This is a genomic window from Pseudomonas sp. R4-15 (assembly GCF_055768815.1).
Map to the genome: position 1 here is coordinate 3,064,850 of NZ_CM147293.1, position 15,082 is coordinate 3,079,931.

At 66.2% G+C, this 15,082-nt stretch carries 11 protein-coding genes; 4 read left to right on the forward strand and 7 right to left on the reverse strand.

The features are described from left to right. Positions 1-7 precede the first annotated feature (7 nt). The 3 genes from ACYRGX_RS14635 to ACYRGX_RS14645 all read left to right on the forward strand — a co-directional run bounded on the left by ACYRGX_RS14635 (position 8) and on the right by ACYRGX_RS14645 (position 5,892). The gene (locus tag ACYRGX_RS14635) at positions 8-1,234 is read left to right on the forward strand and encodes an efflux RND transporter periplasmic adaptor subunit (RefSeq protein ID WP_473053197.1); all 1,227 of its coding nucleotides are present in this window, start codon (positions 8-10) and stop codon (positions 1,232-1,234) included. Between the two features lie 93 nt (positions 1,235-1,327). After that, positions 1,328-4,504, forward strand: coding sequence for an efflux RND transporter permease subunit (locus ACYRGX_RS14640; RefSeq protein ID WP_473053198.1), 3,177 nt, complete (start codon positions 1,328-1,330; stop codon positions 4,502-4,504). Then, entirely contained in the window at positions 4,501-5,892 is a 1,392-nt protein-coding gene (locus ACYRGX_RS14645; RefSeq protein WP_473053199.1) for an efflux transporter outer membrane subunit, read from the forward strand. Before ACYRGX_RS14640 ends, ACYRGX_RS14645 begins: the two co-directional genes overlap by 4 nt. Positions 5,893-5,970: 78 nt before the next feature. Here the strand turns inward: ACYRGX_RS14645 and ACYRGX_RS14650 are convergent, their stop codons facing one another. Then, the gene (locus ACYRGX_RS14650) at positions 5,971-6,402 is read right to left on the reverse strand and encodes a PACE efflux transporter (RefSeq protein ID WP_473053200.1); all 432 of its coding nucleotides are present in this window, start codon (positions 6,400-6,402) and stop codon (positions 5,971-5,973) included. 120 nt (positions 6,403-6,522) lie between these two features. Between ACYRGX_RS14650 and ACYRGX_RS14655 the strand changes: the two genes are divergently transcribed. Further along, a complete protein-coding gene (locus ACYRGX_RS14655; protein WP_473053201.1) occupies positions 6,523-7,410 on the forward strand; it encodes a LysR substrate-binding domain-containing protein in 888 nt (295 codons plus the stop codon). A gap of 1 nt (position 7,411) precedes the next feature. Here ACYRGX_RS14655 and cysG read toward each other — a convergent pair whose 3' ends face one another. The 6 genes from cysG to ftsK are packed head-to-tail and all read right to left on the reverse strand — an operon-like array spanning position 7,412 to position 14,945. Then, the gene (gene cysG, locus ACYRGX_RS14660) at positions 7,412-8,794 is read right to left on the reverse strand and encodes a siroheme synthase CysG (protein WP_473053202.1); all 1,383 of its coding nucleotides are present in this window, start codon (positions 8,792-8,794) and stop codon (positions 7,412-7,414) included. Between the two features lie 50 nt (positions 8,795-8,844). Further along, positions 8,845-10,125, reverse strand: coding sequence for a serine--tRNA ligase (serS, locus tag ACYRGX_RS14665; RefSeq protein ID WP_473053203.1), 1,281 nt, complete (start codon positions 10,123-10,125; stop codon positions 8,845-8,847). 49 nt (positions 10,126-10,174) lie between these two features. Then, a complete protein-coding gene (crcB, locus tag ACYRGX_RS14670) occupies positions 10,175-10,549 on the reverse strand; it encodes a fluoride efflux transporter CrcB (protein WP_473053204.1) in 375 nt (124 codons plus the stop codon). Next, positions 10,546-11,871 carry a replication-associated recombination protein A gene (locus ACYRGX_RS14675; protein WP_473053205.1) on the reverse strand — a complete coding sequence of 442 codons (1,326 nt, stop codon included), beginning with the start codon at positions 11,869-11,871 and terminating at the stop codon, positions 10,546-10,548. The genes crcB and ACYRGX_RS14675 overlap by 4 nt, the downstream gene beginning before the upstream one ends. A 3-nt stretch (positions 11,872-11,874) precedes the next feature. Next, positions 11,875-12,501 carry an outer membrane lipoprotein periplasmic chaperone LolA gene (gene lolA / locus ACYRGX_RS14680; protein ID WP_473053206.1) on the reverse strand — a complete coding sequence of 209 codons (627 nt, stop codon included), beginning with the start codon at positions 12,499-12,501 and terminating at the stop codon, positions 11,875-11,877. A 47-nt stretch (positions 12,502-12,548) separates the two neighbouring features. Further along, the gene (ftsK, locus tag ACYRGX_RS14685; RefSeq protein ID WP_473053207.1) at positions 12,549-14,945 is read right to left on the reverse strand and encodes a DNA translocase FtsK; all 2,397 of its coding nucleotides are present in this window, start codon (positions 14,943-14,945) and stop codon (positions 12,549-12,551) included. Between the last annotated feature and the right edge of the window lie 137 nt (positions 14,946-15,082).

Genomic DNA, 15,082 nt, shown 5'->3' on the forward strand with positions numbered 1-15,082 from the left:
TGCCCTCATGCAATCCATCATCAGTCAATCCTGGCGTCTGCCGGCAGGCCTCGCCGCCTTGCTGGCGCTGGCAGCCTGTGGCGAAAACGAGAAAACCGCACAAGCCGCCCCACCGGCACCGCAAGTCAGCGTGGCCGAAGTGCTGCAACAACCGGTCACCGAGTGGGACGATTTCACCGGCCGCCTCGAGGCGCCCGAGTCGGTGCAGATCCGCCCGCGGGTTTCCGGTTACGTGGACAAGGTGGCCTTCGAGGAAGGCAGCCTGGTGAAGAAAGGCCAGTTGCTCTTCCAGATCGACCCGCGTCCGTTCCAGGCGGAGGTCGATCGTCTTCAGGCACAGGTCGAGCAGGCCCGCGCCGGCCTCGAGCGTGCGCAGAGCGAAGCCCGTCGTGGGGCGCGCCTGCGGCAGAGCAACGCCATCTCCACGGAACTGGCCGACGCCCGTGAAACCGCCGCCAGCGAAGCGCGGGCGCAACTCGCCGCGGTCCAGGCAGAACTTGCCAATGCACGCCTGGACCTGGGCTTCACCCGAGTCACCGCGCCCATCGACGGCCGTGTCGGGCGCGCGGAGATCACCGCGGGCAACCTGGTGAACGCCGGCGATTCGCTGCTCACCACGCTGGTCTCCACCGATCGCGTGTACGCCTACTTCGAGGCCGACGAAGGCGCCTTCCTGAAATACGCGCAACTGGCTCGGGAACGCGGTGCCGCCACCCGCGCCGACAACCCGGTCTATCTCGGTCTGAGCAGCGAGCAGGGCGAACCGCACCTGGGTCGCCTGGACTTCCTCGATAACCAGGTCGACCCGCATACCGGCACCATCCGCGGTCGCGCGGTCTTCGACAACAAGGACGGGCTGTTCACCCCCGGGCTCTACGTTCGCCTGCGTCTGCCGGGCAGCAACCTCTACCAGGCAACGCTGATTCGCGACGAAGCCGTGGGTACCGACCTGGGCAAGAAGTACGTCCTGGTGGTCGGTGACGACGCCAAGGCGAGCTACCGCGCCATCGAGCTCGGCCCGCGCCTGGATGGCCTGCGCATCGTTCGCAGCGGTCTTGCTAAAGGCGAACGCATCGTCGTCAATGGCCTGCAACGCGTCATGCCCGGTGCCCAGGTCACCCCGCAGGACGTGCCGATGGCCAGCGACGACACCCTCGCCGAGCTGGCTCGCGAACGCAGTGCCCTGGCCAACGCACGCGCCTCGGTGGCGGACGACGCCCTCAGCCTGAACTGATCCACTCCCTTTTCCGGAACCTCCATGACGCGTTCCCCGGTTGACCGGGGGATGCGCGGGAGTGCGCCCATCCGTTTTGCAAAGGACTACCCGATGAACTTCTCCAGGTTCTTCATCCAGCGGCCGATCTTCGCCGCCGTGCTGTCGTTGCTGATCCTCATCGGCGGCGCCATCTCGCTGTTCCAATTGCCTATCAGCGAATACCCCGAGGTCGTGCCGCCGACCGTCGTGGTGCGTGCCAACTACCCCGGCGCCAACCCCAAGGTGATCGGCGAAACCGTCGCCGCGCCGCTGGAGCAGGCCATCACCGGCGTCGAAGGCATGCTCTACATGTCGTCCCAGGCCACCGCCGATGGCAAGCTCACGCTGACCATCACTTTCGCCCTGGGCACCGACCTGGACAACGCCCAGGTGCAGGTGCAGAACCGCGTCACGCGCACCGAGCCGAAGCTGCCCGAAGAGGTGACCCGCATCGGCATTACCGTGGACAAGGCGTCACCCGACCTGACCATGGTGGTGCACCTGACCTCGCCGGACGATCGCTACGACATGCTCTACCTGTCGAACTACGCGACGCTCAACGTCAAGGACGAGCTGGCGCGCCTGGACGGCGTGGGTGACGTGCAGTTGTTCGGCATGGGCGAGTATTCGCTGCGCGTCTGGCTCGATCCGGCCAAGACCGCCCAGCGTGGGCTCACCGCCACCGACGTGGCGAATGCGATTCGCGAGCAGAACCGCCAGGTCGCCGCGGGCCAGTTGGGTGCGCCACCGGCGCCGGGTGACAACAGCTTCCAGCTGTCGATCAACACCAAGGGCCGCCTGGTCAGCGAAGAGGAATTCGCCAACCTGATCGTGCGTGCCGGCGCCGACGGCGAGATCACCCGCCTCAAGGACATCGCGCGCATCGAACTGGGCTCCTCGCAGTACGCCCTGCGCTCGCTGCTGGACAACCAGCCGGCGGTCGCCCTGCCGATCTTCCAGCGCCCAGGCTCCAACGCCATCGCCGTCTCCAACGCCGTGCGCGAGAAGATGGCCGAGCTGAAGAAGCAGTTCCCCCAGGGCGTGGACTACCAGATCGTCTATGACCCCACCGTGTTCGTCCGCGGCTCCATCGAGGCGGTGGTGCACACGCTGTTCGAAGCGCTGGTGCTGGTGGTGCTGGTGGTGATCCTGTTCCTGCAGACCTGGCGTGCTTCGATCATCCCGCTGGCCGCCGTGCCCGTTTCGCTGATCGGCACCTTCGCCGTGATGCACCTGTTCGGCTTCTCGCTCAACGCGCTGTCGCTGTTCGGCCTGGTGCTGGCCATCGGCATCGTGGTCGACGACGCGATCGTGGTGGTGGAGAACGTCGAGCGCAACATCGGCCTGGGCCTGAAACCCATCGAGGCGACGCGCAAGGCCATGAGCGAGGTGACCGGCCCGATCATCGCCACCGCGCTGGTGCTCTGCGCGGTATTCGTGCCGACCGCGTTCATCTCCGGCCTCACCGGGCAGTTCTATCGCCAGTTCGCACTGACCATCGCCATCTCCACGGTGATCTCGGCGTTCAACTCGCTGACCCTCTCCCCCGCCCTGGCGGCGATCCTGCTCAAGGACCACCACGCGCCCAAGGACCGCTTCTCGCGACTGCTCGAGCGGCTGTTCGGCGGCTGGTTGTTCGCTCCGTTCAACCGCTTCTTCGAGCGCGCCAGTCACGGCTACGTCGGCACCGTGCGCCGGGTGCTGCGCGGCAGCGGCATCGCCCTGTTCGTCTACCTGGGCCTCCTGGCCCTGGGCTGGGCCGGTTTCGCCAGCACGCCGACCGGCTTCGTCCCGCAGCAGGACAAGCAGTATCTGGTGGCCTTCGCGCAACTCCCTGACGCCGCCAGCCTGGATCGCACCGACGCGGTGATCCGGCGGATGTCGGAAATCGCCGCGAAGAACCCCGGCATCGACCACAGCGTGGCGTTCCCGGGCCTCAACATCAACGGCTTCACCAACAGCCCGAACAGCGGCGTGGTGTTCTACACCCTCAAGGACTTCGAGGAACGCAAGGACCCGTCGCTCTCCGCCGCCGCGATCGCCGCCGACCTGAACCGCCAGTTCGGCGCCATCCAGGACGCCTACATCGCCATCTTCCCGCCACCGCCAGTCATGGGCCTGGGCACCATCGGCGGCTTCCGTCTGCAACTGGAGGACCGCGCCAGCCTGGGTTACGAGGAACTGTTCAAGCAGACCCAGAACATCCTCGCCAAGGCTCGTCAGTTGCCTGAGCTGGAACCGACCTCGGTGTTCTCCAGCTATCAGGTGAACGTGCCACAGGTGGATGCCGACATCGACCGTGCCAAGGCCAAGACCCATGGCGTGGCCATCAGCGACATCTTCGACACCCTGCAGACCTACCTGGGCTCGCTGTACGTCAACGACTTCAACCGCTTCGGCCGCACCTACCAGGTCAACCTGCAGGCGGATCAGCAGTACCGACTCGAACCCGAGCAGATCGGCCAGTTGAAGGTGCGTAACGACCGCGGCGAGATGGTACCCCTGGCGAGCTTCGTCACGGTCAGCGACAGCGCCGGTCCCGATCGGGTGATGCACTACAACGGCTTCGTCACCGCCGAGATCAACGGCGCGCCCGCCGCCGGCTACAGCTCCGGCCAGGCCGAAGCGGCGATCACCCGCCTGCTCGCCCAGGAACTGCCCAACGGCATGACCTACGAGTGGACGGACCTCACCTACCAGCAACTGCTGGCGGGCAATACCGCGCTGTTCGTGTTCCCGCTCTGCGTGCTGCTGGCCTTCCTGGTGCTGGCGGCCCAGTACGAGAGCTGGAGCCTGCCGCTGGCGGTGATCCTGATCGTACCGACGGTGCTGGTCTCGGCCATCGCCGGGGTGATCCTCTCCGGCAGCGACAACAACATCTTCACCCAGATCGGCCTGATCGTACTGGTCGGCCTGGCCTGCAAGAACGCCATTCTCATCGTCGAGTTCGCCAAGGACCAGCAGGCCGAGGGCCTGGACCGCATGGCCGCGGTGCTGGAAGCGTGCCGCCTGCGCCTGCGGCCGATCCTGATGACGTCCATCGCCTTCATCATGGGTGTGGTGCCGCTGGTGCTCTCCAGTGGTGCCGGCGCCGAGATGCGCCATGCGATGGGTGTCGCGGTGTTCTCCGGGATGCTCGGAGTGACCTTCTTCGGCCTGCTGCTGACTCCGTTGTTCTACGTATTGATCCGTGCCTTCGTCGAGCGTCGCCAGCAACGAAAGGCACGCGCCCAGGAGCTGCCCGCATGAAAACCCTGTTCACCCCTACCCTGCTCGCCCTGGCGCTCTCCGCCTGCGCCGTCGGCCCGCACTACCAGGCGCCCGCCCAAGCGCCCGCGGAGCTTTCCGCGGCGCAGGATGCGCACTACGACAGCAGCCGTTTCGAGCGCGCCTGGTGGCGTCAGTTCGATGATCCGACCCTCGACGCATTGGTGGAGTCGGGCCTGGCCGGAAACCAGGACCTGCGCGCCGCCTTCGCACGGCTGCAAGCGGCACGGGCGATCCGCGACGACGTCGCCAACGACCGACTGCCGACCGTCACCAGCCGCGTCGACGCCGAACTGGGCAAGGCGCAGCGCCCCGGTTCGACCGACCAGCGGGTCAACGCCGACGCCTATGATCTGGGCCTGGATATGGCCTGGGAGCTCGATCTGTTCGGCCATATCCAGCACCAGATCGAGGCCAGCGAGGCACGCATCGAAGTGTCCCGCGCCGAGCTGGAGCAGCTACAGGTCAGTCTGATCGCGGAGCTGGTGGATGCCTACGGACAACTGCGCGGCGCCCAACTGCGGGAACGCATCGCTACGCAGAACCTCGACAACGCCCGCGAAGCCCGTGAGCTGACCGAGGAACTGCGCGATGCCGGCGTGGGCAGCCAACTCGACGTGCTACGCGCGGATGTGCGTCTGGCCGCCATCGAAGCCAGCGTACCCAGTCTGCAGGCCCAGCAGGAGCGCTCACGCAACCGCATCGCCACGCTGCTCGGCGAACGCCCCGACAGTCTGGAGGTGGACCTGGCGCCCCGCGATTTGCCGGTAATCGCCAAGCCACTGCCGATCGGCGACCCCGGCGAACTGCTGCGCCGGCGACCGGATATCCGCGCTGCCGAACGACAGTTGGCCGCCGCCACCGCAGACGTTGGCGTCGCTACCGCAGAGCTGTTCCCGCGGGTCAGCCTCTCGGGCTTTCTCGGTTTCACCGCCGGGCGTGGTTCGCAGTTGGGTTCCAGTGCCGCCCAGGCCTGGGCGCTCGGCCCCAGCCTGAGTTGGGCCGCCTTCGACCTCGGCTCGGTGCGCGCCCGTCTGCGTGCCAGCCGCGCCGATGCCGACGCCACCCTGGCCAACTACCAGCAGCAGGTGCTGCTGGCGCTGGAGGAAACCCAGAATGCGTTCAGCGACTACGCCAAGAACCAGCAGCGCCTGCTCGCGCTGATCCGCCAGTCCGAGGCCAGCCGAGCCGCCGCCGAGCAGGCGCGGATTCGCTATCGCGAAGGCAGCGACGACTTCCTCGTGTTGCTCGATGCACAGCGTGAGCGACTCGCCGCGGAAGACGCCCAGGCCCAGGCCGAGGTGGATGCCTATCGCGGCATCGTCGCTATCTACAAGGCGTTGGGTGGAGGCTGGCAGCCGGCGTCTTGATGGGCGGGATCGGGCTGCCACCAGTCGGGCAGGATGGGTTGAGTCGCAGCGCGACGAGCCCCATCGCATCCGTGCCGCTCAAGCACGCTGCCCGGTCACCGCCGCCGGCAGCCCGAACAGCCGATCGAAGGCCCACTGGAAGACCAGCGCATAGACGAAGAACAGCACCAGCAGACCCGCCTCGGCGAACAGCGCAGAGAGCAGACCGATGTCCAGCCAGAAGGCCATCACCGGCACCAGTAGCAGCGTCAACCCACCCTCGAAGCCGGTAGCGTGCAGCAGGCGCCGTCGCAACGTCCGCTGACGTTGCGGCTGGCGTCGCTCCCAGACTTCGAAAAGCCCGTTGAACAGCACGTTCCACAGCAATGCGATCAGCGAAAGCGTCACTGCCAATGCAGTAGAGCTCATCAACTGAGCATCGAACAGCCAGGCAATCGTCGGTGAAACGATCGCCACCGCCCCTAATTCGTAGAGCAGCGCCTGCACTACCTTGCGCTTTCCACCCTGCATTTTCGCCTCCAATATCCCGGCCCCAGGCCATTCGCATGGATGAGACTCTATTCAGCGGTAGGCTCCCGAACAAATGAAGGCTATTCTCCCTAGACGAATAAAATTCATCTGGAAAAGAGCATGTTCTCTCGCCTGCCTCTCGCGGCGCTACGCACCTTCGAAGCCGCTGCGCGGCTGGCCAGCTTTCGCGAAGCCGCCGCGGAACTGAACGTCACCGCGACCGCCGTTTCCCACCAGGTGCGCCTTCTCGAAGAGCACCTGGGCACGCTGCTGTTCGAGCGCCAGGGCCGTCGCGTGCGGCTCAATGCAGCCGGCGATGAGTTGCAGCGCACCCTGCACGGCGCCTTCCTGGAAATGCGCCGGGGCGTCGAAGCGCTACGTCCTCGCCGGGACGTCGACAGCCTCACCTTGCAGGTGACGCCCGCCTTCGCCGCACTCTGGCTGGTCCCCAGGCTGGGCCGGCTGTATCGCGCGCATCCGCACATACGCCTGCGCATCGAAACCAGCCTGCTGGGCGAGCCGCTGCGCGATACCAGTCTTGACCTGGCGATCTGTTGCAGCGAGGACGTGAACCCCGGCTTGCTGAGCTTCCCGCTGATGGAAGAACGCTTCATGGCCTACGGCTCGCTGCACCTGCTCGAGGACCTGCAGCACGACTCGCTGGAATTGATCGGCGTCGACTGGAACGTCAATGAGGCCCCGGCGCTACCCAGCTGGGAGCAATGGTGCAAGGCACTCGACGAACCCTGGGCCTGGCAGGCGGTGCGCCGCGACTACCCTGACGAGCATTATGCGGTGCAGGCGGCCCTTTCCGGACAGGGGCTGGTGTTGGCCAGCTCGGTGCTGGCCTCGGACTGGGTCGCAGGCGGGCTGCTGCGCCCCTACCGGGAAGACATCGCCCTGCCCGCTTCACGCTACGTAGCGGTCTGCGTACCAGGGCGCGAGCGACATCCGGCAGTGCGCGCCTGTCTCGACTGGCTGCACGAGGAAGCGGGCAGAACGCCCTAGCCTAGGACTGCCCCTGGAACCAGGCCAGGCGCGGCTGCAGCGAAACCACGCCACCGACGATCACCAGCGTCGGTGCATGCACCTGGTGCTCCGCCACCAGCTGCGGCAGATCGGCGAGGGTGCCAGCGAATACCCGCTGGTTCACCGTCGTGCCTTGCTGCACCAGCGCTGCGGGCGTATCCGCCGGGCAACCGTGGGCGATCAGTTGCTCGCAGATGATCGGCAGGCCCACCAGTCCCATGTAGAACACCAGCGTCTGACCGGGAGCGACTAGGTCGTTCCACGGCAGGTCGCTGCTACCGTCCTTGAGGTGACCGGTGACGAAGCGCACCGACTGGGCGTGATCGCGGTGGGTCAGTGGAATGCCGGCGTAGGCCGCGCAACCACTGGCCGCGGTAATCCCCGGCACGACCTGGAAGGCGATGCCTTCTGCCGCCAGGCCATCGATCTCCTCGCCGCCGCGACCGAAGATGAAGGGATCACCGCCCTTCAGGCGCAGTACGCGCTTGCCCTGGCGGGCCAGATCGAGCAGCAGTCGGTTGATGTCGTCCTGGGCCATGGCGTGCTCGTTGCGCCGTTTGCCCACGTAGATGCGCTCCGCATCGCGGCGGCACAGCTCGACGATGGCCGGCGCGACCAGGCGATCGTAGAGCACCACGTCGGCCTGCTGCATCAGACGCAGGGCGCGGAAGGTCAGCAGGTCAGGATCGCCGGGGCCGGCGCCCACCAGATAGACCTCACCCCGCGGCGCACCGCCCTGCCCGGCCAGGCGCTCGCGCAGCAGCGCCTCGGCCTGTTCCTCGCGTCCGGCGAACACGTGCTCGGCAATATCCCCGGAAAACGTCTCTTCCCAGAAGATGCGCCGACTGCGTACGTCCGGCAGCGCGCTGCGCACCGTCTGCCGCAGGCGCTGGCCGAGCAGTGCCAGGCGCCCGTAGGCGGCCGGCAGCCAGGTCTCGATCTTCGCCCGCACCAGGCGCGCCAGCACCGGTGCATCGCCGCCACTGGAGATCGCCACCATCAGCGGTGAACGATCGACGATGGCGGGAAAGATCACGCTGCACAGCGCTGGCGCATCGACCACGTTGACCGGCACGCCACGCGCCTGCGCGTCAGCCGATACCCTGGCGTTGACCGCTTCATCGTCGCTCGCGGCAATCGCCAGCACGCAGCCATCCAGGTCCACCTCGGCGTACCCGCGCGGTAGCCACTGGTCGTCCGCACCGAGCATCGCCTGCAAGGCCTCGACCGCCTGTGGCGCGACGACGCGCAAGTGGGCTCCGGCATCGAGTAGCAAGCGCGCCTTGCGCAGTGCCACCTCGCCAGCGCCGACCAGCAGCACCCGACGCCCCTTGAGCGAATGGAACAGCGGAAGGTAGTCCATCGATAAACCTCGGGAACTGCGACGACGGGGTGACGCCGTCGCGAACGGACTCAGCCGATGGACTCGACACCGCCCATGTAGGGCTTGAGCACCTCGGGCACGCGGATCGAACCGTCGGCCTGCTGGTAGTTTTCCAGCACCGCGACCAGCGTACGGCCCACCGCCAGCCCGGAGCCGTTGAGGGTATGCACCAGTTCCGGCTTGCCGGTTTCCGGATTGCGATAGCGGGCCTGCATGCGGCGCGCCTGGAAGTCACCGCAGTTGGAGCAGGAACTGATCTCGCGATACTTGTCCTGGCTCGGTACCCAGACTTCCAGATCGTAGGTCTTGGTCGCACCGAAGCCCATGTCGCCGGTGCACAGCGCCAGTACGCGGTACGGCAGTTCCAGCAACTGCAGCACGCGCTCGGCGTTGGCGGTCAGGCTCTCGAGGGCCTCGAAGGATTTGTCGGCTTCGACTACCTGGACCATCTCGACCTTGTCGAACTGGTGCTGACGGATCATCCCGCGGGTATCCCGCCCGGAGGCACCTGCCTCGCTACGGAAGCACGGGGTATGCGCGACGAACTTCAGCGGCAGCTCACGCGCCTCGAGGATCTGCCCAGCGACCAGGTTGGTCAGGGTGACTTCCGCCGTGGGAATCAGGTAGAAGTCCGCCTCGCCTTCGCGGGTGATCTTGAACAGGTCTTCCTCGAACTTGGGCAGTTGGCCGGTACCCTGCAGCGCCGGCGCCTGTACCAGGTAAGGCGTGTAGGTCTCCTGGTAACCGTGCTCGCCGGTGTGCAGGTTGAGCATGAACTGCGCCAGGGCGCGGTGCAGGCGGGCGATCGGCCCACGCATCACCGCGAAGCGGGCACCGGAGAGGCGCGCCGCGGCCTCGAAATCGAGGTAGCCGTTGCGCTCGCCGAGGGCGACGTGATCCTGGATTTCGAAATCGAAGCTGCGCGGCGTACCCCAGCGGCGCACTTCGACGTTCTCTTCCTCGTCCTTGCCCACCGGCACCGACTCGTGCGGCAGGTTCGGCAAGCTCATCAGCAGGCCGTCCAGTTCAGCCTGGATGGCATCCAGTTCGAGCTTGGCCTCGCTCAGATCGCTGCCCATGCGGTCGACCTCGGCGAGCAACGGCGCGATGTTCTCGCCACGCTGCTTGGCCTGGCCGATGCTCTTGGAACGCGCATTGCGCTCGGCCTGCAACTGCTCGGTACGGGTCTGGACCTCCTTGCGGCGAGACTCCAGCGACTCGAAGCGCGCCACATCCAGTTGATAGCCGCGGGTGGCCAGGCGCTGGGCCACGTCCTGCAGCTGGGTCCGTACCAGTTTCGAATCGAGCATTTGCTGTTATTCCCAAAATGAAGAGAGGCCGCGAAAAAACGGCCTCTTGTCAGAGTCTTGCGAAGGATAACCCTGCCCAGGCCGCGAATAAACCGCCGAGCACGCTGAGCGCGAGGTAAGCGAGCGCCGTGCCCGGCTGACCATTCTCGAAGAGGCGCACGACCTCCAGGCTGAACGAAGAGAACGTGGTGAGGCCGCCGAGCAGGCCGGCGGTGAGGCCAACGCGCAGCGCCAGTGGCAGATCGGCGCGACTGAGAAACAGGCCTGACAGATAGCCGATGAGCAGGCAACCCAGCAGGTTCACCGCCAGGGTCGCGAGATAATAATGCCGCGGCCACTGCTGCACCACGAACGTCGACGTCAGAAAGCGCAGGGACGAACCCACGGCGCCCCCTGCTGCAACCGCTAGCAAGACCTTGATCACGGGCGTCTCCGTCTACGTGGACTGGCGGCGTCAAGTTGTGCGAGGTGGCGCAGCTTTTCGCCGATCTTGAGCTCCAGGCCGCGCGGCACCGGCTGGTAGTAGTCGCGCGGCTCCAGATCCTCGGGGAAGTAGTCCTCGCCGGCGGCATAGGCGTCCGGCTCGTCGTGGGCGTAGCGGTATTCGTCGCCGTAGCCGAGCTCCTTCATCAACTTGGTCGGTGCGTTGCGCAGATGCAGCGGAACGTCCCGGGAACCGCTGGAGGCGACGTCCGCGCGAGCGGCGTTGAAGGCCTTGTACACCGCGTTGCTCTTCGGCGCACTGGCCAGGTAGACGATCGCCTGGGCCACCGCCAGTTCACCCTCGGGGCTGCCCAGGCGCTCCTGCACGTCCCAGGCGTCCAGGCACAGGCCGAGCGCCCGCGGGTCGGCGTTGCCGATGTCCTCGCTGGCCATGCGCACCACGCGGCGGGCGATGTACAACGGGTCGCAGCCACCGTCGAGCATGCGTGCGAACCAGTACAACGCACCATTCGGATTGGAGCCGCGCACCGACTTGTGCAGCGCGCTGATCTGGTCGTAGAAGGCCTCGCCGCCCTTGTCGAAGCGCCGGCGACTGTCGCCGAGCAGACTTTCGAGCAATTCCGGCGCGATGGCCTCGCCGTCCTCGGCAAGGTCCGCGGCGTTCTCCAGCAGGTTCAACAGGCGTCGCCCGTCGCCATCGGCCGCCGCGCTGAGAATCGAAAAGCTCTCCTCGGGCAGGCTCAGGCGACGCGGGCCGAGGCCCTTTTCCTCGCCCAGGGCGCGCGCCACCAGCTTGCGCATGGCGGCGTCATCGAGGCTTTTCAGCACGTAGACGCGGGCGCGGGAGAGCAGCGCGTTGTTCAGTTCGAAGGACGGATTCTCGGTGGTGGCGCCGACGAAGATCAGCGTGCCGTCCTCGACATAGGGCAGGAAGGCATCCTGCTGGCTCTTGTTGAAACGGTGTACTTCGTCGACGAACAACAACGTGCGCCGACCGTATTGGGCGGCCTGCTGACGCGCCATGTCGACCGCCTGGCGAATCTCCTTGACCCCGGAAAGCACCGCGGAAATGGTCTCGAAATGAGCATCGCTGACTTGCGCCAGCAACCGCGCCAGCGTGGTCTTGCCCACCCCCGGCGGTCCCCAGAAGATCATCGAATGCAGCGCACCCTGCTCCAGCGCCTCGCGCAGCGGCTTGCCACGCGCCAGCAGATGCTCCTGGCCGACGTATTCGTCCAGGTTGGTCGCCCGCAAGCGCGCGGCCAGGGGCTGCGCGAGCGGCTCGCTGCGAAACAGGTCCATCGCTTATTCCTGGATGACGTCCACGCCCTTGGGCGCCTCGAAGCGGAACTGGGCGTCGTCCACCGGCTCGTTCTGCTTGACGCTCATGAACAGGATGTTGGTGCGCTGGCCGGCACTGTCGATCAGCTGCATGTCGTTGATCACGCCACGCCGGAAGGACAGCCGCAGGTTGTCGAAGAGGCTGTCGCGGCTCTTCGGCTTGAGGGTGAAGTCGGACACATCGCCAGACTCCTTCACGCTCACCTCGAAGTTCTCGCTGATCTGCGAGACGTCACCGGACAACAGCAATGCCGGCGTATGGGTCTGGCGTTGATCCAGCTTCTGCACCGTCACCTGCATGAGGTCCGGGTCGTACAGCCAGACGGTCTCGCCATTGGAGACCAGCAACTGCTCCAACGGCGCGTCGGTGTGCCAGCGGAACAGCCCCGGGCGCTTGAGCACCATCTCGCCCTTGGTTTCCTGCAGGCTGGTGCCCGAGGCGTCCAGGGTCAACTGGGAGAAGCGGCCCGTGAGCGTCTCGGCCTTGCCGAGCAACTCGGCGAGCCGTGCCGTGGCCTGTGCGTCAGCGTGGGCGCTGGGCATCAGCAGGACGGAGGACAGGAACAGCAGCATCCAGCGAATCGTGCGCATGGTTTTCCTCGTATGGAAATGGCGGCGGCAGCGCCGCCATCAAGGGGCTAATCGCGGACCGGCGCGGGAGCGACGACCTCGCGCGAACCGTTGGTATTCATCGGACTGACTACGCCGGCCATCTCCATCGCCTCGATCATTCGCGCGGCGCGGTTGTAGCCGATTTTCAGTTTGCGCTGAACAGCGGAAATGGAGGCGCGGCGACTCTCGGTGACGAAGCGCACCGCCTCGTCGTACAGCGGGTCTTCCTCGCTGCCTTCGCTGCCCTCCCCCGAGCCGCCGTCGAAGCTGCCGCCGGCGCTCTCGTCGGCACCGCTGAGAATGTCTTCGATGTAGTCCGGCGCGCCCCGCAGCTTCCACGCCTCGACCACGCGATGCACCTCGTCATCGGAGACGAAGGCGCCATGCACGCGAATCGGCAGGCCGGTGCCCGGCGGTAGGTAGAGCATGTCGCCGTGGCCAAGCAACTGCTCGGCGCCCCCCTGGTCGAGGATGGTCCGCGAGTCGATCTTGCTGGAGACCTGGAAGGCGATGCGGGTGGGGATGTTGGCCTTGATCAGGCCGGTGATCACGTCGACCGACGGACGCTGGGTCGCCAGAATCAGGTGGATACCGGCGGCACGCGCCTTCTGCGCGATGCGCGCGATAAGCTCTTCGACCTTCTTGCCGACGATCATCATCATGTCGGCGAATTCGTCCACCACCACGACGATGGTCGGCAGCTTCTTCAGCAGCGGCGCCTCGTCTTCCATGCTCTCGCGGCGGTACAGCGGATCGCTGAGTGGCGTACCGGCCTCCTCGGCTTCCTTCACCTTGCGGTTGAAGCCCGCCAGATTGCGCACGCCCATCGCCGCCATCAGCTTGTAGCGACGCTCCATCTCGGCGACCGACCAGCGCAATGCATTGGCCGCTTCCTTCATGTCGGTGACCACCGGGCAGAGCAGGTGCGGAATGCCCTCATAGATCGACAGCTCGAGCATCTTCGGGTCGATCATGATCAGCCGCGCGTCTTCCGGGGTGGACTTGAAAAGGATCGACAGCAGCATCGCGTTGACCCCCACCGACTTACCCGAGCCGGTGGTACCCGCGACCAGCAGGTGGGGCATCTTGGCAAGGTCGGTGATGATCGGCTGGCCACCGATGTCATGCCCCAACGCCAGGGTCACCGGCGATTTGGCTTCATCGTAGGGGGCGGACTCGAGCACTTCGGAGAAGCGCACCATCTGCCGATCCTCATTGGGGATCTCGATGCCGACGGTGGTCTTGCCGGGGATCACCTCGACCACACGCACGCTGATCACCGCCAGCGAGCGCGCCAGGTCCTTGGCGAGGTTGGAGATGCGCGAAACCTTCACGCCTGCCGCCGGTTGGATTTCGAAACGGGTGATCACCGGGCCCGGATGGACCTCGGTCACCTGGATCTCGACACCGAACTCCTTGAGCTTGATCTCCAGCAGGCGCGACATGGCTTCCAGAGATTCCGGGGAATAGCTCTGGCGCTTCTTCTCGGCAGGATCGAGCAGGGAAAGCGGCGGCAGGGTGCCCTCCACGGCGCTGTCGACGAACAGCGGTGCCTGCTTTTCCTTGAGTACGCGTTTGCTCGGCTCCACGGCCTTGGCTGCCGGTGGCGGCGCGGCGATGACCGGCGCCTGGCGGGTTTCGCGTGCGCTCATGTGCTTGGCCAGGGATTCGTCGCGCTCTATCACGCGCTCCTTGGCCTTGGCGCGCTCGCGCTTGTCCGGCGCCACGCGCACCACCTGCTCGTCGACCTCGCGCAGTTGCGCCGCCAACTGCTTGCGGTTGACCCGCGCATCCCACCAACGGGTGATGGCGCTGTGGATCAGCTCCACCAGGTCCAGGGTGATCTTGCCGGTGAGGTCCATCACCCGGAACCAGGAGAGGTCGGTGAAAACCGTCAGGCCGAAGAGGAACAACGCCAGCAGCACCAGCGTACTGCCCTGGACATTGAGCGCCTCCACGGCGAGTTGGCCAAGGCTCTCGCCGAGCACTCCGCCACTGGAGGCCGGCAATCCAGCCGCCGTGTGGAAATGGATATAAGCCAGCGCCGCGCCCGAAAGCACCAGGAACACCAGGCCGATCGAGCGCCAGGAGAACAGCCAGCCGTTCCAGCGCCAGGCGCTGTGCCGTGCGCGAAACACCTGGATGGTCTTGATGGCGAGTAGCAGGGGAAACAGATAGGCGAAATAGCCCAGGGCCAGGAACAGCACGTCGGCGAACCAGGCGCCAGCGCGCCCGGCGGCATTCTGCACCTGGTCGACGCTACCGGTACGCGACCAGCCGGGATCGCGACTGTCGTAGGTGAGCAGCGCCATCCAGAGGTAAAGACAAAGTGCGCCCAGAGCGATCAGGGCGCCTTCCTTGAGCCGGAGATTGAGCTGCTCGCGCCAGACGGGAAGCTTGGCGGTGGTGCTGGAGTTCTTCAAAACGGTGTCCTGCTTAGACGGCGCCAGCGTGCTCTATCGGCGCCATTGTAGAGCGCTATTGTACGGCTTTGCCCCGACTGTGCCAGGCTGGCGCGCTCACCTGGCCTGACTGTGCGAGGCGTCGCTGCCGCCGCTCG